At 71.8% G+C, this 21,863-nt stretch carries 20 protein-coding genes and 1 pseudogene; 14 read left to right on the top strand and 7 right to left on the bottom strand.

Annotated features, from left to right (window positions below):
* Positions 1-197 precede the first annotated feature (197 nt).
* The 5 genes from QF034_RS36770 (at position 198) to QF034_RS36750 (ending at position 5,036) form a co-directional block, all read left to right on the top strand.
* Positions 198-1,163: a glycoside hydrolase family 6 protein gene (locus QF034_RS36770; protein WP_307178979.1), complete on the top strand. Its 966-nt coding sequence runs from the start codon at positions 198-200 to the stop codon at positions 1,161-1,163.
* Between the two features lie 138 nt (positions 1,164-1,301).
* Positions 1,302-2,324: a DNA-directed RNA polymerase subunit alpha gene (locus tag QF034_RS36765; RefSeq protein ID WP_307178978.1), complete on the top strand. Its 1,023-nt coding sequence runs from the start codon at positions 1,302-1,304 to the stop codon at positions 2,322-2,324.
* Between the two features lie 59 nt (positions 2,325-2,383).
* The gene (locus QF034_RS36760) at positions 2,384-3,145 is read left to right on the top strand and encodes a ZIP family metal transporter (protein ID WP_307178977.1); all 762 of its coding nucleotides are present in this window, start codon (positions 2,384-2,386) and stop codon (positions 3,143-3,145) included.
* A 95-nt stretch (positions 3,146-3,240) separates the two neighbouring features.
* Entirely contained in the window at positions 3,241-4,248 is a 1,008-nt protein-coding gene (locus tag QF034_RS36755) for an ATP-binding cassette domain-containing protein (protein WP_307178976.1), read from the top strand.
* Positions 4,245-5,036, top strand: coding sequence for an ABC transporter permease (locus tag QF034_RS36750; RefSeq protein ID WP_307178975.1), 792 nt, complete (start codon positions 4,245-4,247; stop codon positions 5,034-5,036). Before QF034_RS36755 ends, QF034_RS36750 begins: the two co-directional genes overlap by 4 nt.
* On the opposite strand, the gene QF034_RS36745 is transcribed toward QF034_RS36750, so the two are convergent.
* Positions 5,017-8,151 (bottom strand): ATP-binding protein, encoded by a 3,135-nt coding sequence (locus QF034_RS36745; RefSeq protein ID WP_307178974.1) that lies wholly within the window; start codon positions 8,149-8,151, stop codon positions 5,017-5,019. The genes QF034_RS36750 and QF034_RS36745 overlap by 20 nt on opposite strands.
* A 223-nt stretch (positions 8,152-8,374) precedes the next feature.
* Here QF034_RS36745 and QF034_RS36740 point away from each other — a divergent pair.
* Positions 8,375-8,476 (top strand): annotated as a pseudogene (locus QF034_RS36740) (zinc-dependent alcohol dehydrogenase); the annotation flags it as partial.
* A 127-nt stretch (positions 8,477-8,603) separates the two neighbouring features.
* Here the strand turns inward: QF034_RS36740 and QF034_RS36735 are convergent.
* Positions 8,604-9,326: a dienelactone hydrolase family protein gene (locus QF034_RS36735; protein WP_307178973.1), complete on the bottom strand. Its 723-nt coding sequence runs from the start codon at positions 9,324-9,326 to the stop codon at positions 8,604-8,606.
* 256 nt (positions 9,327-9,582) lie between these two features.
* Positions 9,583-10,755, bottom strand: a complete 1,173-nt coding sequence (locus QF034_RS36730; protein ID WP_307178972.1) for an epoxide hydrolase family protein — start codon at positions 10,753-10,755, stop codon at positions 9,583-9,585.
* Between the two features lie 103 nt (positions 10,756-10,858).
* Here QF034_RS36730 and QF034_RS36725 point away from each other — a divergent pair, with 103 nt between their 5' ends.
* Positions 10,859-11,434, top strand: a complete 576-nt coding sequence (locus QF034_RS36725) for a CGNR zinc finger domain-containing protein (protein WP_307178971.1) — start codon at positions 10,859-10,861, stop codon at positions 11,432-11,434.
* A 157-nt stretch (positions 11,435-11,591) separates the two neighbouring features.
* Here the strand turns inward: QF034_RS36725 and QF034_RS36720 are convergent, their stop codons facing one another.
* Complete coding sequence (locus QF034_RS36720) at positions 11,592-12,983, bottom strand: glycoside hydrolase family 43 protein (protein WP_307178970.1); 1,392 nt, start codon at positions 12,981-12,983, stop codon at positions 11,592-11,594.
* A 240-nt stretch (positions 12,984-13,223) separates the two neighbouring features.
* Between QF034_RS36720 and QF034_RS36715 the strand changes: the two genes are divergently transcribed.
* Entirely contained in the window at positions 13,224-14,648 is a 1,425-nt protein-coding gene (locus QF034_RS36715) for an amidase (RefSeq protein ID WP_307178969.1), read from the top strand.
* A gap of 72 nt (positions 14,649-14,720) precedes the next feature.
* A complete protein-coding gene (locus QF034_RS36710; RefSeq protein ID WP_307178968.1) occupies positions 14,721-15,167 on the top strand; it encodes a type II toxin-antitoxin system PemK/MazF family toxin in 447 nt (148 codons plus the stop codon).
* Here the strand turns inward: QF034_RS36710 and QF034_RS36705 are convergent.
* Positions 15,121-15,972, bottom strand: a complete 852-nt coding sequence (locus QF034_RS36705; protein ID WP_307178967.1) for a TIGR02452 family protein — start codon at positions 15,970-15,972, stop codon at positions 15,121-15,123. The genes QF034_RS36710 and QF034_RS36705 overlap by 47 nt on opposite strands.
* Before the next feature lie 291 nt (positions 15,973-16,263).
* Here QF034_RS36705 and egtA point away from each other — a divergent pair, with 291 nt between their 5' ends.
* From egtA to QF034_RS36680, 5 genes are all read left to right on the top strand, one after another.
* The gene (gene egtA / locus QF034_RS36700; protein ID WP_307178966.1) at positions 16,264-17,577 is read left to right on the top strand and encodes an ergothioneine biosynthesis glutamate--cysteine ligase EgtA; all 1,314 of its coding nucleotides are present in this window, start codon (positions 16,264-16,266) and stop codon (positions 17,575-17,577) included.
* Positions 17,574-18,911, top strand: a complete 1,338-nt coding sequence (gene egtB, locus QF034_RS36695) for an ergothioneine biosynthesis protein EgtB (RefSeq protein WP_307178965.1) — start codon at positions 17,574-17,576, stop codon at positions 18,909-18,911. Before egtA ends, egtB begins: the two co-directional genes overlap by 4 nt.
* Positions 18,911-19,702: an ergothioneine biosynthesis protein EgtC gene (gene egtC / locus QF034_RS36690; RefSeq protein WP_307178964.1), complete on the top strand. Its 792-nt coding sequence runs from the start codon at positions 18,911-18,913 to the stop codon at positions 19,700-19,702. The genes egtB and egtC overlap by 1 nt, the downstream gene beginning before the upstream one ends.
* Positions 19,699-20,661, top strand: coding sequence for an L-histidine N(alpha)-methyltransferase (gene egtD / locus QF034_RS36685; protein WP_307178963.1), 963 nt, complete (start codon positions 19,699-19,701; stop codon positions 20,659-20,661). Before egtC ends, egtD begins: the two co-directional genes overlap by 4 nt.
* Positions 20,662-20,784: 123 nt before the next feature.
* The gene (locus QF034_RS36680) at positions 20,785-21,000 is read left to right on the top strand and encodes a dodecin (protein WP_307178962.1); all 216 of its coding nucleotides are present in this window, start codon (positions 20,785-20,787) and stop codon (positions 20,998-21,000) included.
* Between the two features lie 24 nt (positions 21,001-21,024).
* Here the strand turns inward: QF034_RS36680 and QF034_RS36675 are convergent, their stop codons facing one another.
* Entirely contained in the window at positions 21,025-21,270 is a 246-nt protein-coding gene (locus tag QF034_RS36675) for a hypothetical protein (protein WP_307178961.1), read from the bottom strand.
* Positions 21,271-21,346: 76 nt separating this feature from the next.
* The gene (locus QF034_RS36670; RefSeq protein ID WP_307178960.1) at positions 21,347-21,841 is read right to left on the bottom strand and encodes a phosphatase domain-containing protein; all 495 of its coding nucleotides are present in this window, start codon (positions 21,839-21,841) and stop codon (positions 21,347-21,349) included.
* Positions 21,842-21,863: the final 22 nt, after the last annotated feature.

Below are 21,863 nucleotides of genomic sequence, written 5' to 3'. Positions count from 1 at the left end.
CTTCCAGACTTGCGGCCGTGGGGGTGTGTTCTCGCCATACAAATCGCGCTGGGTGTCGGCTCTTGACACCTCAACTACCCCGCAACACCATACCGAACACACCCCGACGATTTTCCCCTCCTGCTGGGAGCGCTTCCAGTGGGAGCGCTCCCAAGATCAGGTCAGACGCATCCCTGCCAGGAAATCGAGGTTCAGTCATGCGCAGCAGACTCCGCGCCTTGGCAGCAGCGCTCTTCGCCCTGCCACTGGCGTTGGCCGCCGCACCGTCCGCCCACGCGGCCGACCCCACCACCATGACCAGTGGGTTCTACGTGGACCCCGACTCCAGCGCGAAGAGGTGGGCCGCCGCCAATCCGGGCGACGGCCGGGCGGCCGCCATCAACGCGAACATCGCCAACACACCGATGGCCCGCTGGTTCGGCTCCTGGAGCGGCACCATCGGCACCGCCACGGGCGGGTTCGCGGGAGCGGCGGACCGCGTCGACAAGCTCCCCCTCCTCGTCGCCTACAACATCTACAACCGCGACTACTGCGGCGGGCACTCCGCGGGCGGCGCCGCCTCGCCGTCCGCCTACGCCGACTGGATCGCCCAGTTCGCCGGCGGGATCGCCAACCGCCCTGCCGTCGTCATCCTCGAACCGGACTCCCTCGGGGACTACGGCTGCATGACCCAGGCCCAGATCGACGAACGTGAGGGCATGCTCTCCGGCGCCCTCGCCCAGTTCAGCCGTCAGGCCCCCAACACCTGGGTCTACATGGACGCCGGCAATCCGCGCTGGGCCGACGCGGCGACCATGGCCCGGCGCCTCCACGAAGCCGGCCTGCGACAGGCTCACGGCTTCTCGCTCAACATCTCCAACTATGTCGCCACCGACGAGAACACCGCCTACGGCAACGCCGTCAACCGTGAACTGAGCGCCCGCTACGGCTACACCAAGCCGTTCGTCGTGGACACCAGCCGCAACGGCAACGGCTCCAACGGCCAGTGGTGCAACCCCTCGGGCCGCCGCATCGGCACCCCCACCCGGCTGGGCGGCGGCGCCGAGATGCTTTTGTGGATCAAGGTTCCGGGCGAGTCCGACGGCAACTGCGGAGTCGGAGGCGGCTCCTCGGCCGGGCAGTTCCTCCCCGAGGTCGCCTACAAGATGATCTACGGCTACTGATCCCGGACTCCCGTGGCCCGGTACGCGCTTCCCCACGACCGGGCCACGGTGCCGTCCACCAGACCCCGGCCGGACCCGTACCCTTCTGGTGTCTACGGCGTCACATAGCGGGCGCCAAACCACTGGAGGCAACACCCCGTGCTGATTGCTCAGCGTCCGTCCCTGACCGAAGAGGTCGTCGACGAGTTCCGCTCCCGGTTCGTGATCGAGCCGCTGGAGCCGGGCTTCGGTTACACCCTCGGCAACTCCCTCCGCCGCACCCTCCTGTCGTCGATCCCCGGCGCGGCTGTGACGTCCATCCGCGTCGACGGTGTCCTGCACGAGTTCACGACCGTGCCGGGCGTCAAGGAGGACGTCACCGACCTGATCCTCAACATCAAGCAGCTGGTCGTGAGCAGTGAGCAGGACGAGCCCGTCGTGATGTACCTGCGCAAGCAGGGCCCGGGTCTGGTCACCGCCGCCGACATCGCGCCGCCGGCCGGTGTCGAGGTGCACAACCCCGACCTCGTCCTCGCCACGCTCAACGGCAAGGGCAAGCTGGAGATGGAGCTGACGGTCGAGCGTGGCCGCGGTTACGTCTCCGCCGTGCAGAACAAGCAGGCCGGCCAGGAGATCGGCCGGATCCCGGTCGACTCGATCTACTCGCCGGTGCTCAAGGTCACGTACAAGGTCGAGGCCACGCGTGTCGAGCAGCGGACCGACTTCGACAAGCTGATCGTCGACGTCGAGACCAAGCAGGCCATGCGTCCGCGTGACGCCATGGCGTCGGCCGGCAAGACCCTGGTCGAGCTGTTCGGTCTCGCCCGCGAGCTCAACTTCGACGCCGAGGGCATCGACATGGGCCCGTCCCCCACGGACGCCGCCCTCGCCGCCGACCTGGTACTGCCCATCGAGGACCTCGACCTCACCGTCCGGTCGTACAACTGCCTCAAGCGCGAGGGCGTCCACTCCGTGGGTGAGCTCATCACCCGCTCCGAGGCGGACCTCCTGGACATCCGCAACTTCGGTGCGAAGTCCATCGACGAGGTCAAGGTAAAGCTCGCCGGCATGGGCCTGGCCCTGAAGGACAGCCCGCCCGGCTTCGACCCGACCGTCGCCGCCGACGCCCTGGGCGCGGACAGTCACGCGGACGGAGCGTTCATGGAGAACGAGCAATACTGAACCCGTCGCTCTGTCCTCTGACCCGTTGATCCACATCCTGAGCGGGTAGACGGGTCGGCATGGCTGAAGTGGTACAGGCTGGACTGTGGGGGCTGGTGGCGGGCTCGGCGCTGCTGCTGGGTGCCGCGCTGGGATACGGGCTGCGGGTGCCGCAGAAGGTGATCGCGATCGTGATGGCCTTCGGGGCCGGAGTGCTGATCTCAGCGGTCTCCTTCGAACTGGTCGGTGAGGCGTACGAGCAGGCGGGGCTCGCCCCCGCGGCCGTCGGCACCCTCGTCGGCGCCTTGGCCTACACCGGGGGCAACGTGTGGCTGGCCCGCCGGGGTGCGCGCCACCGCAAGCGCTCCGGTCGCGATCGGGCGCAGGCGCAGCCGTCGGAGGCCGAGCAGGGCGGGTCCGGGACGGCGCTCGCTCTCGGCGCCCTGCTCGACGGTGTGCCGGAGTCCGCGGTGATCGGCGTCAGCCTGCTCGACGGCGGTGCGGTCAGCCTCGTGACCGTGGCCGCGGTGTTCATCAGCAACGTCCCCGAGGGGCTGTCCAGTTCGGCGGGGATGAAGAAGGCCGGCCGCACCAAGGGGTACGTCTTCGGCGTCTGGGCGACGATCGCCGCGGCCAGCACGGTGTCGGCCGTCCTCGGTTACACGGTGGTCGGTTCCTTCTCCCCCGCCGTGATCGCCGCGGTGACCGCAGTGGCGGCCGGGGCGATCCTCGCCATGATCGCCGACACGATGATCCCTGAGGCGTTCGACGAGGCCCACCTGGCCATCGGGCTTGTCACCGTCAGCGGCTTCCTCGTCTCCTTCGCCCTCTCCCACACCTGACCGCCGCGTTGGTGCCCTGACGGCAACGCCCGGTTTCAGGGCGTTGAAAGCACCCTGAAACCGCGCTGAATGCGCCCTGCCGCACCCTCTGCGGCATGACGACAACGACATCCCGCTCACTCGCCATCGCGGCCGAGGGACTGCGCAAGGCGTACGGGGACAAGACGGTCCTCGACGGCATCGACCTGGCGGTGCCGACCGGCACCGTCTTCTCCCTGCTCGGCCCGAACGGCGCCGGCAAGACCACCGCCGTCAAGATCCTCTCCACCCTCATCACCGCCGACGCCGGCGAGTTGCACGTCGGCGGCCACGACCTGGCCACCGCGCCGCAGGCGGTGCGGGCCGCGATCGGTGTCACCGGGCAGTTCTCCGCCGTGGACGGGCTGATCACCGGGGAGGAGAACATGCTCCTCATGGCGGACCTGCACCACCTCTCCCGCGGCGAGGGCCGCCGCACCGCCGCCGAACTCCTTGAACGCCTGGACCTGGTGGAGGCGGCGAAGAAGCCCGTCTCCACCTACTCGGGCGGCATGAAGCGCCGCCTCGACATCGCCATGACGCTGGTCGGCGATCCGCGGATCATCTTCCTCGACGAGCCGACCACCGGCCTCGACCCGCGCTCCCGGCACAACATGTGGCAGATCATCCGCGAACTGGTCTCCGGCGGCGTCACCGTCTTCCTCACCACCCAGTACCTGGAGGAGGCCGACGAGCTCGCCGACCGCATCGCGGTGCTGAGCGACGGCAAGATCGCCGCCGAGGGAAGCGCCGACGAGCTGAAGCGGCTCGTCCCGGGCGGGCACGTGCGGCTGCGGTTCACCGACCCGGCCGCGTACCGGTCCGCCGCCGTCGCCCTGCGCGAGGCCACCCTCCCCCACTCTCGGCTTCGCTCGAGCGGGGGGACCCCCATCGACGAGGCGCTGTCGCTGCAGATCCCCAGCGACGGCAGCCAGCGGGAGCTGCGCGCCATCCTCGACTGGCTGGACTCGGCCGGCGTCGAGGCGGACGAGCTGACCGTGCACACCCCCGACCTCGACGACGTGTTCTTCGCCCTGACCGGCGGTGTCGGCGTCCCCAACCAGCGCAAGGAGACCGTCCGATGAGCGCTTTCTCCCTCGCCGTACGCGACTCGTCCACGATGCTGCGACGCAACCTGCTGCACGCACGGCGCTACCCGTCCATGACCCTGAACCTGCTGCTCACCCCGATCATGCTGCTGTTGCTCTTCGTCTACGTCTTCGGCGGCGTGATGAGCGCGGGCATCGGTGGCGGCGGCGCCGACCGCTCGGACTACATCGCCTATCTCGTCCCGGGCCTGCTGATCATGACCATCGGCTCCACCGTGATCGGGGCCGCGATCTCCGTCTCCATGGACATGACCGAAGGCCTCATCGCCCGCTTCCGGACGATGGCGGTCTACCGCGGGTCCGTGCTCGTCGGGCACGTCGTCGGCAGCGTGCTGCAGGTGCTCGCCAGTCTGGTCCTGGTCGGTGCCATCGCCGTGGCCATCGGCTTCCGGTCCAGGGACGCCACGGCCCTGGAGTGGCTGGCGGCGTTCGGACTGATCGCGCTGTTCACCCTGGCGCTCACCTGGATCGCGGTCGGTATGGGAATGGCCAGCCCGAACCCCGAGGCGGCGAGCAACATGGCGACGCCGCTGATCCTGCTGCCGCTCATCTCCAGCGCCTTCGTCCCCATCGACGCGATCCCGGGCTGGTTCCAGCCGATCGCCGAGTACCAGCCGTTCACGCCGGCCATCGAGACCCTGCGCGGCCTGCTGCTCGGCACCGAGATCGGCAACAACGGGTGGATCGCGATCGCCTGGTGCCTCGGTCTGACCGCGCTCGGCTACCGCTGGTCGACGGCACTGTTCAACCGCGACCCGAAGTAGCCGACATGACCGCGCGGGCCGCCTCCCGCAACTCGTCCCGCCCCAGGGCGGCGTACTCCGACACCGCGTCGGCGTACGCCGCCCGGTCGGCGTCCTCGGCCGCCTTCCGGGCGCGGTCCGCCGACATCGTCGGCTGGAAGTCGCGCAGCACCCGCAGCCGTTCGGCCAGCGCGATCATCCGTACGGCACCGGCGTCACCGGAGGCGAGCCCCGCCATACCGAGGGCGTGCAGCACCGTCCCGATCACGGGGAGCTCCATCGGGGAGCCGGGCGGACCGGAGAGCAGGATCCGCAGCCCCTGCCGCAGCCGGTCGACCGGCTCCGCTACCAGTTCGAGACGCCCGGCGTGCGCGTGCGCCGTCACCGCCACCGCCAGGACCTGCAGCACCCACCGGTCGAAGAAGGGGTCGCCGCCGTGCAGCGAGTCGGCTGCGGCCAGCGGCTGCACGGCGCTGCGCCACAAGCCGAGCCCGACCTCCGTCAGTCCGCGGGCGAGCGCGATCTCGGCGCGCCCGAGGAGGGCCATGCTGTAGTCCTCCTGCTGCGCGGTGTTGGCGCCCTCGGCCTGCCGCAGCCAGTACTCGGCCTCGTCGGGGTCGCCGCGCTGCAGGCAGGCGAGGACGAGGCCCCAGCGGACGCCGACGAGATCGTGGTCGTCGCCGAGCTGCGGCAGCGCCTGGAGCGCCGCCTTGAGGTGTCCGTACGCGGCCTCGCCCTGCTCCGTCTGCAAGCACAGCTCGCTCAGCCGGGCGTAACCCATGACCTGAAGGAACGGATTCTCGACCGGCGCCAGTACGGCGATCATCCGCCGAGCGGAGGCGAGCGCGCGGTCGATGTCGTGCTCCGACTCCCAGACGTAGGTGGCGACGCCCTCCGCGATGCCGGCGAGCAGCGGCTGCTCGCTCTCGCAGAGCCGGTGCAGCACGTCGTAGTCGGGCGGCAGCATCTCCGGGATCGCGCTCACCACCACCGCGACGGCCCGCAGCAGCGTGTCCGGCGGGGCCGGGGGCAGCCGCCGGAGGGTGACGAGCTGGCGTACGACGTGCGGGCCGAAGCCCATGAACAGGCTCGTCGTGGACAACACAGCAGCGGCGCGGGCGACTTCGACGTGTTCGGGCTCGGGGTGGTAGTGCGACAGCGGCGGGCCGGTGTCCGCGGCGAGGGCGGTGAGGCGGGCGTAATTGGAACCCGTGGACCACAGGGCGGCGAGGACGGCGGTGAGGGCGGCGGTGGTGGGGCCGTCCATACGGGCCAGGGCGTGCCGCAGGGCCAGCACGAGGTTGTCCTGCTCGGCCCTGACCCGCTCCCAGGCGGTCAGCGGTTCGGAGCGGAAGAGCCAGTCGTGGTACGCGACCCCGAAGTCCCGCGCCCAGGCGAGGAACCGGCCGACGGCCTCCGTTTCCTCGCCCGCCTCCGCACGCCGGGCCGCGCTGAACTCCCGTACGGTCTCCAACATCCGGAACCGCACGCCGGCCGGGGTGTCGGCGACGGTGAGCAGCGACTGGTCGGCCAACTCCTCCAGCAGGAACAGCGCGTCCTCGCCCAGCACCTGCTCCGCCGCCTCGCCCGAGAAGCCACCGGGGAAGACGGACAGCATGCGCATCGCCGCCCTGGCGTCCTCGTCGAGCAGGTTCCAGCTCCAGTCCACGACCGCGTGCAGGGTGCGGTGGCGCTCCGGCACGTCCCGTGCCCCGCCGCGCAGCAGCGCGAACCGGTCGCCGAGGCGGCGGGCGATCTCCGGCACCGACAGCACCCGCACCCGCGCCGCGGCCAACTCCACGGCGAGCGGCAGCCCGTCGAGGTGGCGGCACAGCTCGGACACCTCGTCCGGCGGCAGTTCCACGCCGGGCCGGGCGGCCCGGGCCCGCTGCGTGAACAGCTCGACCGAGGTGTCCAGAGGGAGTTCCGGCAACGCGTACACCGCCTCCGACGTGAGACCCAACGGGGCCCGGCTGGTGGCGAGCACCCGCAGGTCCTTCGAGGAGGAGACCAGGGCCCGTACGAGGCCGGCGGCACCCTCGATGACCTGCTCGCAGTTGTCCAGCACCAGCAGAGCGGGTCCGGAGCCGAGCACGCCGAGGATGCCGGACACCGGGTCGGCCGAGGCGTGGCCGCTCACGGCGCCGTGCCGTGCCTCGCCCGCGCCGAGCGCGGAAGCCACCTCCGCGGCCACGTCCGCGTCGGCGGTGACGCCGGCGAGCGGCACGACATACACCACGCGCTGCTCGGCCCGGCGGCTGACGGCGTGCGCGAGCCGGGTCTTGCCGAGGCCGCCGGGGCCGACGACGGTGACGGCACGCGAGGCGCGCAGCAGCCGCCTCACCGCCGCGATGTCGTCGTCCCGGCCGAGCAGCGGGTTCGGCTCGTGCGGCACGCCGTGCCTGGCCACGGGCGCCTCGCCGCTCAGCAGCTCCCGCTGGAGGGCCTTGAGCCCGGCGCCCGGATCCGTGCCGAGCGTCTCGCGCAGCTCACGGCGGTAGGCCTCGTACCGCGCCAGCGCGGCGGACGGGCCGGCCGTCGCCGCCTCGCAGCGCAGTAGCTCGACGAGCACCTCTTCGTCGCGCGGACGATCCGCGGCGGCCACGGCCAGCGGCCCGGCCGCCTCCGCGTGCCGTCCGAGGCGGGCGAGCGCGAGCGCCCGCGCGCGTATGAGAGTGCCACGGACGGGGGCGCGCTCGGCGCGCAGCGCGGCGACCGGGTCGTCGGTGTCGTACGCCTCGTCAGGGGCGCCCTCCCACAGGGCGAGCCCGGCCTCGGCCGCGGCCAGCGAACCCGCGTGGTCCCCGGCCCTGGCCCGGTCCGCGCTCGCGGCGGCGTGCAGCAGCAGGGCGGAGCTGTCGACCTGGTCCTCGGCGAGGGTGAGCCGGTATCCGGTCGGCGTGCCGGCGATGACGTCGGCGCCCAGCTGGGCCCGCGCCCTGGACACCAGGACCTGCACCGCCTTCGCCGGCCGCTCCGGCAACTCGTCCGGCCACAGCCCCGCCACCAGGCGCTCGGTGCTGCAGCCCGTGCGCAAGTCGCCGGCGAGCAGCGCGAGAAGGCCGCGGAGCCGGGGCGCGGTGATCTCCTGTCCGCGATGGGCGACACGCGGCAGGAGGGTGAGGTCGGTGGTCACGCGTGCAGGTTAGCCAAGGTGCCCGCCACCGCCTTCTCTTGAGCGTCCGCCTCCACGTCGGGTATGACGCCCGTTATAGAGCCGCCACGGAGCGGGAGCCGGGCCGAGCGGGTCCGGGCGGCGATCGGCGCCTGAGCCCGGTCCAGCTGTCAGCTCGAAGGACCGAGCGCCCCGGCGATCAGCCCTTCGAGCTGCTGCGCGACCTGGTCGAGCGGTTCCGGGCGTCGCCCGCGACAACGTCCGGGACCACATTCCCGACGCCCTCGACCTCGCCCGCTCCGGCAAGGTCGACCCCGCACGGGTCGTCTCCCGCGTACTCGACTGGGGCCACCGGGCGTGGAGGGGGTGGTTGTGCGTCTGCGGCCGCCGTCATCGAGGGCCGGGCCCTGTCCTCGATGACGGCATCCTGGCCGACCGTGCCTACCGTCTGCTGCCCGCCAGAGGGCCCGGCCTCACTTCAGGTGTCGGTCCAGGAACCGGCACGCGTCCTCCAGCTCGAACCACGGGGTGCCGGTGTGCCCGCCCGGATTGGCGTGCAGCGTCTTCTCCTTGCTGCCGAAGGCCTCGAACAGGTCCAGGGCCCGTTGCCGGGGGTTCCCTTCGTCGTCCCACTGGAGCAGGAACAGCAGCGGAATGGTGACCTGCCGGGCCTCCTCGCGCTGGGCGCGGGGCACGTACCCCCCGGCGAAGAAGCCTGCGGCCGCGATGCGCGGCTCGACCACCGCCAGCCGAATGCCGAGGGCGGTCCACCCCCCGGAGTACCCGACCGGGCCGCCGATCTCGGGCAGTTCAAGGAGGGCGTCCAGAGTGGTCCGCCATTCCGGGACCGCATTTTCGACCAGCGGGCCGATGAAGGACTCCAAGATCTCGTCGACCGGCTCGCCGGCCTGCATCGCCCGCCGGAGGTCGGCACGGGCCTGCTCGTCGGAGGCGGAACGGGGACGGTCACCGCACCCGGCGGCGTCGATGGTGGCCACCGTGTAGCCGCGCGCCGCGGTGTACCGGGCCCGGGCCACCAGCCGGGGTTCCGCCTTGGGCAGGCCGTTGTTGTGGGCCATCAGGACCAGCGGGGCAGGTGCGGATCCAGACGTCCACAGCGTGCCGGGGATCTCGCCGAGGGTGAATTCGCGCTCGAGGACGCCGTCATCGAGGCGCTGTTCGGAAGTGAAGTGCATGGTCGTGCCTTTCGGGAGGGCTCGTGATCGGCGCTCCCGGACGACCTATCGCCCGACCGTGACCCCGGAGGGGAGCACCCATGTCGATACTGCGTTCACGGGTACCACCTCCTCGTTCTCTCGCACGGCCCTCGGGACGTTAGCAGTGGTCGCCGTGGTCCGCCACGGGTTTTCGCGCAGGCTTTGCCGGCAGGGGGTCGGGCAACGCCTTGAGCCGGATCAGGCGGTGATCGAGTGCCCGATCGCCGAGCCGCGTTCACCGATGAGCGGCCAGCACTGCCGCGAGGCCTTCTTGCAGGTCCTTGACGAAATACTCGGGAACCTCCAGCGACGGGAAGTGTCCCCCGGCTTCGGGCGTACTCCATCGGACGATCTGCCGGTACCGCTCCTGCGCCCAGGGGCGCGGACACTTCTCGACGTCGCGGGGATACATGGTGAGTGCTGACGGGACGTCGACCCGAAGTTCGGGGTCCAGCGAGTTGTGGCTTTCGTAGTAGATGCGGGCCGCCGAAGCGCCGGTCCGGGTCAGCCAGTACAGGGTGACGTCGTCAAGAATGCGGTCTCTGGAAATCGTCTCGAACGGGCTGTCTTCGGTGTCTGACCACTCGGCGAACTTGTCGAGGATCCAGGCGAGAAGCCCGACCGGTGAGTCGACGAGCGAGTAGCCGATGGTCTGCGGCCGGGTCGCCTGCTGCTTCGCGTACGCCGCGCGGTGGCGCCAGAAATCGCGGGTTTCCTCGGTCCACTTGCGCTCGACCGCCGTCAGCCCGTCCGTTGTCAGCCCGGGCGGTCCCTCCGCGAACGTCGTGTGGATGCCGAGAACGTGCGCGGGGAACCTGCCGCCGAGGACGGTGGTGATATTGCCTCCCCAGTCGCCGCCGTGGGCTACGAACTTGCTGTAGCCGAGCCTTCCCATCAGTTCCACCCATGCGGCCGCGATCTTCTCGGTTCCCCACCCGGTGGTGGCCGGCTTGTCGCTGTAACCAAAGCCTGGCAGCGACGGCACCACGACGTGGAACGCCGGCGCGTCCGCATCTGCCGGATCCGCCAGCTCGTCCACTACATCGATGAACCGAGCAATGCTGTCCGGCCAGCCGTGCGTCAAGATCACAGGAGTGGCATCCGCGCGCGCGGATCGGCGGTGCAGGAAGTGGATTCCCAGACCATCGATGGTCGTACGGAACTGGCCGATCCGGTTGAGGCGCTCCTCGAACGGCCGCCAGTCGTACCCGGTGCGCCAGTAGTTCACGACATCGACGAGATCGGCGAGAGGAACGCCCTGTTCCCATCGGCGAGGGTCGGGCGCGGCGCGATGGACCGTCTCAGCCTCCGGTAGCCGCGCGGCGGCCAGTCGCGCGCGCAGATCGTCTAGGTCAGCGTCGGTTGCGTGGGCTTCAAAGGCTTGCACATCGCTGGTTGGACGGGACATGAGACCTCCTGGCCGTCGTGAAACCGGCCACGATCTACCGCGAACCGGCTAAGACGGTTCTAGCAGTTCTCCGTGCCACGCTGCAACCGGCTAAGGTGGTTCCATGCGTGCTGCCTTCCCTGACTTCCGCCTCGGCAACGTGCTGGCGACCAGCTTCACGGGGACTCTGTCGGAGCGTCACGGCAACGCTGTGGAGCGCATCCCCACGCCGCAGCGACTCATGGACTGGCTGGCAGTGAACGGCCTCGCCGTGGACTCCTGCACCACCGCCCAGCTCGACCTCGCTCGGGAACTGAGGGAGTCGATTCACGCCGCCGCGACAGCGGCCGCGCTCCAGGACGCTCTCCCGGCGTCTGCTGTCCACGTCATCAATGACCGCAGCGCTCAGGGCCGGTCCGCGGCGATCCTGACGCCCGAGGGTGAGCGGCGATGGCGGCTCAGCTCGGCTTCCCGCGTGGAAGATGCCCTCAGCGTGATCGCCGCCGACGCGATCAGCATCATCGCGGGCGAACGAGACGGGAAATTGGCCTTGTGCGCATCGCCGACCTGCCAAGCCGCCTTCTTCGACACCAGCCAAAGCCGCACCCGCAAATGGTGCGACATGAACACGTGTGGGAATCGCCAGAAGAAAGCACGCTTCAACGCCAACCGGCGCAAAAACCCCAGATCAGCGGAGTGACCGTCACCTCGGCACATCAGGACGACACGCGCGCCCAGCCGCTCACCCTTTGCCCCTGAGGCCGAACCGGGTCACCTTGCCGCCGCCCGAGCGCGGATTCATGACCAGGAACGGGCCTCGGGATGGCGGCGTGTGCCCAGGTCGGCAGCGGTGCAGATCACCCCCAGGCAGCCACCGGCACGAACGAACTGTCCTGCCGGAACTGGTCCGTCCCATCGGTGCGTTCCACGCGGAGCTGGTAGGCGTAGTGGCGCAGGTAGTACCCGGGGTAGTTGTACGACTCGAACCGGACCGAGCCCGATGCCGTGCCGGTCCGCAGGACGAACGTGGCGTCCTTGGCGAACGTGCTCGTGCCGTCGTTCGCGTCGAAGCGGGCGCGGAAGTCCCAGTGGCGCAGGTAGTTGCCGGCCGTGTCGCGGAAGGAGTAGCCGGTCGCGTCGGCCAGGCCGGCGACGACCGTGAAGGTGGCGGCCTGCTTCTCGGCGGTGGTGCTGGAGCCGCTGACCACGGGCAGGTTGAGGAGTGCGGACTGCTGCTGCCAGTAGCGGGTCGGGTAGTTGGCCGAGCGGAAGGAGCGGGTGGTGTTCCGGGCGAGGTTCGGGCCGCCGGAGACCGTCTCCTTGACGGCCGTGAAGTGCCGGGCCGTGCCGGAGATGCCGGGAAGTGCGGCCGGTGCCGTCCAGGTGGCGAAGGTGTCGTAGCTGTCGGAGTAGTAGTAGTTGCCGTCGCCGTAGCCGTCGAAGAAGATGCGCCAGCCGCCGTTGTCGAGCCGCACCAGCGCCGGGCCCTCGCGGTAGCTGCCCCAGCCCGCCCAGTCGCCCGTCCTGCGGATCGTGTACGGGCCGGTGAGGTTCGAGGCGGTGGCGTACTCGATGTACTTCGTCGTCTCGTTCTTCGGGAAGGCGTGGTAGGTGGATCCGGTCTTCACGATGAACGTGTCGATGTGGTTGGCGCCGATTCCCGCCAGTGTCACCGGCGAACTCCACGCCGTCAGGGCGGAGTTCGTGGCCCGCAGCAGATACGGCGTGAAGATCCACTCGTCGTTCGTGGTGGAGCAGGACACGATGACGCTGACGCTGCCGTCGCTGTCGACGAACCACTCGGGCGCCCAGGCGCGGGAGAGGTTCGCGACGGGGACGGTGTAGTCGTACAGGAACGTCCAGTTGACGCGGTCGGAGCTGCGGGCGAAGCCGATGGTCCTGCTGGTGTCCTGCCAGGTGTGCGTGGTGTAGGTGACGTAGTAGTAACCGTCGGTGTGTCTGATGACGCTCGCGTCGCGGATCCGGTTCGCGGGTGGCGTGTACGCGGAAGAGCGCAGCAGCCGGAAGTCGGTGGCGTCGTCCGACTGGTAGACGTTGACCGTGCCGTCGTTGCTGTTCAGGAACGGCACGATCGTGTAGCGCGTGGCCGAGCCGTTCGGGGGCGCTGCGGCCAGGGCGCTGCCGAGCAGTCCGGGCGCCTCGCCCAGCAGCACCGCCGAGGCGGGCAGGGCGGCCAGGGCGCGCAGCAGCGTACGGCGGGACGGGGCGGCGGCGGGGTGTGAGGTCACGGGCGGCTCTCCCTGAGACACAGGGATCGATATACCGAACAAGGTTCGGCAACTCGATCAGACGTGGGGGATCAGAAAGTAAGGGCGAGGCGCAGGGGCGTCAATGGTTTGAACAGGAGCGGATGAGCCCAGTGAGGTAGAGGTGGCCCGTGGGTGAACGTCCACTCCTGTCGTCGGCGTACCACCACCGGCCATCGGACGTTACCGTTCGGTAGAGAGGTTGCTTCCGGAGGTGTCCGTATGACGCTCGACCGTGCTGCAGGCCTGGCGGAGACCGCCCGTGCGCTGGCCGCCGGGGACGTGACGTCCCGGGCGCTGGTCGAGCGGACGCTGGCGCGGATCGAGGCGACGCAGGGCAGCATCAACGCCTTCCGGATCGTCCGGGCCGAGGCGGCCCTCGCCGAGGCCGAGGCCGCCGACCGGGAGCTCGCCGCGGGCGTGCGGGGGCCGCTGCTCGGGGTGCCCGTCGCCGTGAAGGACGACATGGACGTGGCCGGTGAGCCGACCGCCTTCGGCTGCTGCGGGGAGTTCCCGCCGGTCGCCGAGGACGGCGAGGCGGTGCGGCGGCTGCGCGCGGCCGGGGCCGTGATCGTCGGCAAGACCAACACCTGCGAGTTCGGGCAGTGGCCCTTCACCGAGGGGCCGGCCTTCGGGGCCACGCGCAATCCGTGGAGCACGGCCCATACGCCGGGTGGTTCCTCGGGCGGCTCGGCCGCCGCGGTCGCCGCCGGTCTGGTGCCCGCCGCGCTCGGCTCGGACGGCGCCGGCTCGGTGCGGATCCCGGCCGCGTGGACCCATCTGGTCGGCATCAAGCCACAGCGCGGCCGTATCTCCACCTGGCCGCGCGGGGAGTCCTTCCAGGGCATCACCGTCAACGGCACCCTGGCCCGTACGGTCGCCGACGCGGCCCTGCTGCTGGACGCGGCGAGCGGCAACCACCCGCTGGACCCGCACCGGCCCCCGGCCGTCGACGCGTCGGCGGCCGTCGGCCGCGACCCCGGGCGGCTGCGCGTCGCGCTCGCCCTCAAGCCGCCGTTCACGGCCGTTCCCGCCCGGCTCCTGCCTCAGGTACGGACCCGGGTCGTCGAACTCGCCGAGCAGCTGGCGGCGTTGGGGCACACCGTCGAAGAGGCGGACCCGCCGTACGGGCAGATCGGGCTGACCTTCGTGCCGCGCGCGACGGCCGGGATCGCCGAGCGGGTGGCCGAGGCGCCCTTCCCGGCGCTGCTGGACCGGCGCACCCGGGACGCGGCCCGGCTGGGCCGGCTGCTCGGCGGGGCACCGCTGCGGGCGGCCCGGCGTGCGGAAACCGTCCTGCACCGTCGTATCGGCGGGTTCTTCACCTCGTACGACGTAATCCTCGCGCCCACCACCGCCGCTCCCCCGCCCCGTATCGGCGCCCTGCTGGAACTCAGCGGTTTCGCCACCGACCGGGCGATGATCGCCGCCTGCCCGTACGCATGGCCGTGGAACGTGCTGGGCTGGCCGGGCGTCAACGTGCCCGCCGGTTTCACGGCGGACGGTCTGCCCGTCGGGGCCCAGTTGCTCGGCCCGGCGAACAGCGAACCGCTTCTGGTGCAGGTGGCCGCGCAGTTGGAGGCGGAGCTGCGCTGGCACGAGAAGTGGCCTGCGCCGCCGGTCGCGGAACGTTCCGCTGCCGCCTGAGCGACCGTACGCCGTTCGTGTGGCGGACCGGTCGGTGGCCGGGCTCACGGGAGCAGCGTCTAGGGTGCCCGGGTGACCGCGTTTACCGATGAGAACGTCCCGGGCCGCTCCGGCCCCTCCGCCACCACTCAGGCCGATCCGCGCGCGGTGGGCCGGGTGCGCACCGAGTACTCGCCCGCGCACGACGGCGATCCCGACCCCGGCGAGATCGTCTGGACGTGGGTGCCCTTCGAGGAGAACGACGGGCGCGGCAAGGACCGCCCGGTGCTCGTGGTCGCCCGCGAGCCGGCGGGAACGTTCCTCGCCGTGCAGTTGTCCAGCAAGCGGCACGACGGCGACCGGGAGTGGGTGCCGATCGGCAGCGGCCCGTGGGACCGGTCGGGCCGCGAGTCGTGGGTCGATGTCGACCGGGTCCTGCGTCTGCACGAGGACGGCATGCGCCGGGAGGCCTGCGCCCTGGACCGTATGCGGTTCAACCTCGTCCGGCACCGGCTGCGGGAGCGCTACGGCTGGAGCTGAAGGCCTGCTCGAACGCGCCCCGCACCCGGGCGTCCGGCGTCCGGTCCAGCACCCCGAACACCACGTGCTCGAAGGCCCCCGCGAAGCGCCCGCCGGGTTCCAGCAGTGTCCGGAACGCCCCGGCGACCTGCGCCGGGTCGTTGCGGAAGACGCCGCATCCCCACGCGCCCAGCACCAGATGCCGGTATCCGTGGGCGGCGGCCGTCTCCAGGACCCGTTCGGCGCGGACGGCCAGGGCCGTCGGCAGCTCCGGGGCCCGCTCGGGTGCCGTGCGGTGCACCACGCCCGCGTTGGGCGCTGCCGCGGTCAGGAAGCCGGCGGTGTACGGCTCGTTCAGCAGGCGGCCCCGGTCGTCGCGGAAGACGGGCACGGCGGGTGAGTGGATGACACGGTCCGTGTAGAACGGGTCGCGGTGGGCGCGGTGGTGGTCGTAGAACGCGCGGGCCCGGAGCAGGCAGGTGTACAGCGCGGAGGCCCGGCACAGGGCCTCTTCCTGGGCCTGGGCGCCGTTGAGGTAGCCGCCGCCGGGGTTGCGGGCCGAGGCGAAGTTCAGTACGGCCACGTGTCCGCCGAGCCGGCGGGCCGCCTCCAGGCTGCTCTCGCCCGTGACCTCGACCAGCGTCCGAGTCACCCGGATGGAGGGCATCCGCGCCGGCACCGGTTCCGGACCGTACATGCGCGTGCCCTCACGCGCGGCCCGCAGCTCGTCGGCGATCGACACCTCGCGCCCGTCCGGCGCCCGGTAGGCCCCCGCCGCCACGATCTGCTCGGTCTGCTGTGCGACACCGCGCAGGCGCGCGCTCACGGCGCCACCCCCGTGTGCGCCGTGACCGCGCGCCGCGCGGCCGGTCTTGTCGTGCTCACGCAGGCATCGTGGGTGACACCGGACGTGCGGTGCAACGGAGTTTTCGCCACGGGAGAACACCGGGGAAAGCGCCCGGAAACGCCCGGTCGAGCCCGATGAGCGCCCCGGAACGCCCCGGAACGCCCCCTTGTGCCGAGCGACGCGAGGGACTTGGGTGGGACGAGTGATCCCGGCTCGGGCCGCCGAAGTGCCCGAACCGGTGGCATGGTGGAATCTCAGGAGGATCCCGACATGTCCGATGCGCCCACTGCCCCGGCGGGTGGCTGTACCCAGCCGCACCCCGCCCTGTCCGAAGCCGAGGTCGAAGCTCTGGTCCGCGGCATCTGCTTCAAGACCGGCCCGCCGCGCCGCCTCGGCGTCGAGGTGGAATGGCTCGTCCACGAGCTGCGCGCACCGCAGCTCCCCGTCACACCCGAACGACTCGACGCGGCCTACGCCGCACTGCGGCCCCTGTCCCTGAGGTCGGCGCTCACCGTGGAGCCCGGCGGCCAGCTGGAGCTGAGCTCGCCCCCCGCCGCCTCGCTGACGGACGTCATCGCCACCGTCTCCGCCGACCTCGACGCCGTCCGCGCGGTCCTGCGCGAGAACGGCCTCACGCTGGTCGGCCTCGGCCATGATCCCTGGCACGAACCGCGCCGGTTCCTGCGCGAACCGCGCTACGACGCCATGGAGGCGTGCCTCGACCGCACCGGCCCCTTTGGCCGCGCCATGATGTGCGCCTCGGCCTCCGTGCAGGTGTGCGTGGACGCCGGCCACGAGGAGCCCGGGCCCCTCGGCCATGTGCGGCGCTGGTGGCTGGCCCATCACCTGGGCGCGGTCCTGGTGGCCGCCTTCGCCAACTCCCCGCTCGCCGGTCACCGGCCGACCGGCTGGCTGTCCACCCGGCAGCTGACGTGGACCCGGATCGGCCCCGGCCGGGCGGGCGGACCACCCCTGGACGCCGCCCCGCGCGACGCCTGGGCCCGGCACGTGCTGGACTCCCCCGTGATGTGCGTACGGCGCGACGGCGGGCCCTGGGACGTCCCGGAGGGGCTCACCTTCCGCGAGTGGATCCGCACGGGCGCCCCCCGGCCGCCCACGCGGGAGGACCTCGACTACCACGTCACGACGCTGTTCCCGCCGGTCAGGCCGCGCGGCCACCTCGAACTGCGCATGATCGACGCGCAGCCGGGTGACGACGGCTGGATCGTGCCGCTGGCCGTGACGGCGGCGCTGTTCGACGACCCGGAGGCCGCCGAGACCGCCTACCGGGCCGTGAAGCCGCTGGCCGAGCGCACACTGGGGCTGCCCGCGCCGCACAACCCGCTGTGGGTCGACGCGGCCCGGAGCGGGCTCGCCGACGCCGAACTGCGCGAGGTGGCCGTCACGTGCTTCACGGCCGCGCTGAACGCCCTGCCCCGGCTCGGCGCCGCACCCGAGGTCGTCGAGGCCGTCACGGCCCATCTGGACCGCTATGTCGTCCTGGGCCGCTGCCCCGCCGACGACCTGCTCGACCGACAGCGCGGCACGGACGGTCGCGCCCACGGGAAGGACCCGCGCTCATGACCGACACCAGCCCGGCTGTCGAGACCGACACCACCGACCCCGAGGTCCTGCGCGAGCGGGCGGTCGCCTCGCTGGTTCTCGCCCGCGACCGCACCACCCTGCTGACGAGCTGCGTCGAGGACCCCGACCTGACGGCACAGCACTCGCCGCTGATGTCACCGCTCGTGTGGGACCTGGCGCACATCGGAAACCAGGAGGAGCAGTGGCTGCTGCGGGCCGTCGCCGGACACGAGGCGATACGGCCCGAGATCGACGGCCTCTACGACGCGTTCGAGCATCCGCGGGCCGAGCGGCCGAAGCTGCCTCTGCTGTCGCCCGCCGAGGCCCGCACGTACGCGGCCGATGTGCGCGGCCGCGCGCTGGACGTGCTGGAGAAGGCCGCGTTCCACGGGACGCGGCTGACGGAGGCGGGGTTCGCCTTCGGGATGATCGCGCAGCACGAACAGCAGCACGACGAGACCATGCTGATCACCCATCAGCTGCGCCGGGGCCCGCAGGCGCTGACCGCGCCCGACCCGGAGCCGGTGCCGCTGTTCACCGGCCCGTCCGAAGTCCTCGTCCCGGGCGGCCCGTTCACGATGGGCACCTCCGACGAGCCCTGGGCCCTGGACAACGAACGGCCCGCGCACCGGCGCGAGGTGGCGCCCTTCCGGATCGACACCACGCCGGTGACCAACGGCGCGTACCAGGCGTTCATCGAGGACGGCGGCTACGACGACCCGCGCTGGTGGACGGCGGACGGCTGGGCCCACATCCGCCGGAACTCCCTTACGGCCCCGCTGTTCTGGCGGCGCGACGGCAGGCAGTGGCTGCGTCGGCGCTTCGGCGTCACCGAGGTCGTCCCGCCGGACGAGCCGGTGCTGCACGTGTGCTGGTACGAGGCCGACGCCTACGCCCGCTGGGCGGGACGCCGGCTGCCCACGGAGGCCGAGTGGGAGAAGGCGGCCCGCTACGACCCGGCCGGTGACCGTTCCATGCGCTACCCGTGGGGCGACGCCGACCCGGGGCCCGAGCACGCCAACCTCGGCCAGCGGCATCTGCGTCCGGCGCCCGCCGGGAGCTACCCGGCCGGCGAGTCGCCGCTCGGGGTACGGCAGTTGATCGGCGACGTGTGGGAGTGGACGGCGAGCGACTTCCTGCCGTACCCGGGGTTCAGGGCGTTCCCGTACAAGGAGTACTCGGAGGTCTTCTTCGGCTCCGACTACAAGGTGCTGCGCGGCGGTTCGTTCGCCGTGGACGCGGTGGCCTGCCGGGGCACGTTCCGCAACTGGGACCACCCGATCCGGCGGCAGATCTTCTCCGGGTTCCGCACGGCCCGCTCGGAGGACGTCTGATGTGCCGTCATGTGGCGTACGTGGGACCGGCGGAGCCGCTCGGCGGACTCCTCGTGGAGCCCCCTCACGGTCTGTACCGGCAGTCGTGGGCGCCCCGCCGGCAGCGGTACGGGACGGTCAACGCCGACGGTTTCGGCGTCGGCTGGTACGCCGAGGGCGATCCGGTGCCGGCGCGCTACCGCCGGGCGGGGCCGATCTGGGCGGACCTGTCGTTCGCCGATCTCGCCCGGGTCGTACGGTCCACGGCACTGCTCGCCGCGGTGCGGGACGCGACGCTGTCGGGTGCGGACGCGGAGGCCGCGGCGGCGCCGTTCGCTGCGGGGACCTGGCTGTTCAGCCACAACGGGGCGGTCAAGGGCTGGCCCGGCTCGCTCGCGCCGGTGTCCCGCACCCTGCCGCCACAGGACCTGCTGTCGCTGGAGGCCCGCAACGACTCGGCGCTCGTGTGGGCCCTGGTCCTGGCCCGGCTCAGGAGCGGCGACGAACAGGGCCAGGCGCTGGCCGACACGGTCCTGGAGGTCGCCGCCGCCGCGCCCGGTTCCCGGCTCAACCTCCTGCTCACCGACGGCCACACCATCACCGCCACCGCCTGGGGCGACACCCTCTGGTATCTCACCCGGCCCGGCGGCGGCACCGTCGTGGCCTCGGAGCCCTACGACGACGATCCGCACTGGCAGGAGGTGCCCGACCGCACGCTGCTCGCGGCGAGCCGCACGGACGTGCTGCTCACGCCGCTGAAGGAGCCGGCCGACACCTTCGTACCCGCCTCACCCAAGGAGCCCCGTACGTGAGCCCGTTCCACCTCACCCGCACGCTGCCCGAGGACGCCACGGACGCCGCGCTGCGCGCCGACGTCCACCGGGGTCTGACCGGCCGTCCCAAGACGCTGCCGCCGAAGTGGTTCTACGACGCCCACGGCAGCGACCTCTTCGAGAAGATCACCGAACTCCCCGAGTACTACCCGACGCGCGCCGAACGGGAGATCCTCCTCGCGCGGTCCGGTGACATCGCCGCGGCGACGCGGGCCCGCACCCTGGTCGAGCTCGGCTCCGGGTCCTCGGAGAAGACGCGGCATCTGCTCGACGCCCTGTCGGACCTGCACACCTACGTCCCCGTCGACGTCAGCGAGAGCGCCCTCACCCAGGCCGGGCAGGCGCTCGCCGCCGAGCGGCCGGGGCTCGACGTGCACGCGCTGATCGCCGACTTCACCGCGGAGCTGACGCTGCCGGAGACCCCGGGGCCGCGGCTGGTGGCGTTCCTCGGCGGCACGATCGGCAACCTGCTGCCCGTCGAGCGTGCCGCGTTCCTGGCGTCCGTGCGGGCCCTGCTCGCCCCGGGCGACGCGCTGCTGCTGGGCACGGACCTGGTCAAGGACGAGGAGGTGCTGGTCCGGGCGTACGACGACGCGGCCGGGGTGACGGCCGCGTTCAACAAGAACGTGCTCACCGTGATCAACCGTGAGCTCGGCGCCGACTTCGAGTTCGCCGCGTTCGACCATGTGGCGCTGTGGGACGCCGAGCACGAGTGGATCGAGATGCGGCTGCGCTCCCGCACGGCGCAGACCGTGAAGGTGCCGGCGCTCGACCTCGCCGTCGACTTCGCGGCGGGCGAGGAGCTGCGCACCGAGGTGTCGGCGAAGTTCCGGCAGGAGGGAGTGCGCGCCGAACTGTCCGCGGCGGGGCTGGACCTGGCCCACTGGTGGACGGACGAGGCGGGCCGGTTCGCGCTGTCGCTGAGCGTCGTGCGCTGACATCTGTGGCATTTCTGTGCCCCCTGGACGGCGGCGGGGCGGGAGACGACGTCTCGCGCTTCGCCGCCGTTTGGGGCACGGTGGAGTCACGTGTGACACCCGTCACTGAAGAGGAGCAGCGGCATGTCGAACCACACCTACCGGGTCACGGAGATCGTCGGCACCTCCCCCGACGGCGTCGACGAGGCCATCCGCAACGGCATCGACCGGGCCTCGCAGACGCTGCGCAACCTGGACTGGTTCGAGGTGACGCAGGTGCGCGGGCAGCTCGAGGACGGGCAGATCGCCCACTGGCAGGTGGGGCTGAAGGTGGGCTTCCGGCTGGAGGAGTCCGAGTAGCCCGCCGCGCTGCGAACGGCCGGCTCAGTCCGGCAGGGGTGCCGAGGGGGAGCGGCCCGGCTGCCTGCCCTCCGGCGGGTAGTCGCAGTCGATGCTGCTCACCTCGCGGTCGCCGTCCTCGGAGTCGACGATCGCCACGCCCGTGCAGGCCCGGCCGTGTTCGTCCGTCCAGGTGACGATCTCGCTCCGGTCGGGCTTCGCACAGCCGGTGAGCAGAACGGCCCCGACGAGCGCGGCTGCCGCGAGCGTGCCCCTACGACTTCCCTTCATGGCATCCCCCGTATGTCCGCTGTCCCCTGTGCCCGGAGATACCCGGCGGAGGTGAACACTCCGCCAACGCGAACTCTCAGGTGCGCCCTTCCCGCTCCTGCGCCACCTTCAGCTCGGCGGACCTGGCCGCCCAGTCGGCCCGTACGACGGTGAAGCCCGCGCGCCGGGCGTCCTCGCAGACCAGTTCGTCGTCGTCCACGAGGACGCGGATTTCCCGGGTGCGGGCGAGCCGCCGCAGGATCTCCAGCTTGGTGGACCGGGCGGGCCGGCGGTCGGCGTCGCGCCGCATGTACACCCGCCCCTCCGGCAGTTCCTGCGCGGCGAGCCAGTCGAGCGTGTCGCGCCGGCAGCGCTCGGGCCGCCCGGTGAGGTAGACGATCTCGCACTCCCGCGCGCTCTCCTTGACCAGGGCGATGCCCTCCGGGAGCGGCGGGTCCTCGGGCGCCGCCGAGAAGAACCCGTCCCAGTCCCGCGGCCGGCGCTCCAGGAACCGCTGCCGGTGCGCGGTGTCGGCGAGGGTGTTGTCCAGGTCGAACACGGCCAGCGGTGCCGCACGGCGATCGTCACTCACGCCGCCCACCCTAGGCCGTCCG

Source organism: Streptomyces africanus (assembly GCF_030816955.1).
Lineage (GTDB): Bacteria > Actinomycetota > Actinomycetes > Streptomycetales > Streptomycetaceae > Streptomyces > Streptomyces africanus.
The sequence above is the reverse complement of the archived record's forward strand: the minus strand, read 5'-3'. Positions and strand labels throughout refer to the sequence as shown.

Bases quoted from the DNA above. Each gene is read 5' to 3' on its own strand.
- QF034_RS36770 (WP_307178979.1), top strand. From the start codon at position 198: ATGCGCAGCAGACTCCGCGCCTTGGCAGCAGCGCTCTTCGCCCTGCCA.
- QF034_RS36760 (WP_307178977.1), top strand. From the start codon at position 2,384: ATGGCTGAAGTGGTACAGGCTGGACTGTGGGGGCTGGTGGCGGGCTCG.
- QF034_RS36755 (WP_307178976.1), top strand. From the start codon at position 3,241: ATGACGACAACGACATCCCGCTCACTCGCCATCGCGGCCGAGGGACTG.
- QF034_RS36750 (WP_307178975.1), top strand. From the start codon at position 4,245: ATGAGCGCTTTCTCCCTCGCCGTACGCGACTCGTCCACGATGCTGCGA.
- QF034_RS36735 (WP_307178973.1), bottom strand. From the start codon at position 9,326: ATGCACTTCACTTCCGAACAGCGCCTCGATGACGGCGTCCTCGAGCGC.
- QF034_RS36730 (WP_307178972.1), bottom strand. From the start codon at position 10,755: ATGTCCCGTCCAACCAGCGATGTGCAAGCCTTTGAAGCCCACGCAACC.
- QF034_RS36725 (WP_307178971.1), top strand. From the start codon at position 10,859: ATGCGTGCTGCCTTCCCTGACTTCCGCCTCGGCAACGTGCTGGCGACC.
- QF034_RS36715 (WP_307178969.1), top strand. From the start codon at position 13,224: ATGACGCTCGACCGTGCTGCAGGCCTGGCGGAGACCGCCCGTGCGCTG.
- egtA (WP_307178966.1), top strand. From the start codon at position 16,264: ATGTCCGATGCGCCCACTGCCCCGGCGGGTGGCTGTACCCAGCCGCAC.
- egtB (WP_307178965.1), top strand. From the start codon at position 17,574: ATGACCGACACCAGCCCGGCTGTCGAGACCGACACCACCGACCCCGAG.
- egtC (WP_307178964.1), top strand. From the start codon at position 18,911: ATGTGCCGTCATGTGGCGTACGTGGGACCGGCGGAGCCGCTCGGCGGA.
- QF034_RS36680 (WP_307178962.1), top strand. From the start codon at position 20,785: ATGTCGAACCACACCTACCGGGTCACGGAGATCGTCGGCACCTCCCCC.
- QF034_RS36675 (WP_307178961.1), bottom strand. From the start codon at position 21,270: ATGAAGGGAAGTCGTAGGGGCACGCTCGCGGCAGCCGCGCTCGTCGGG.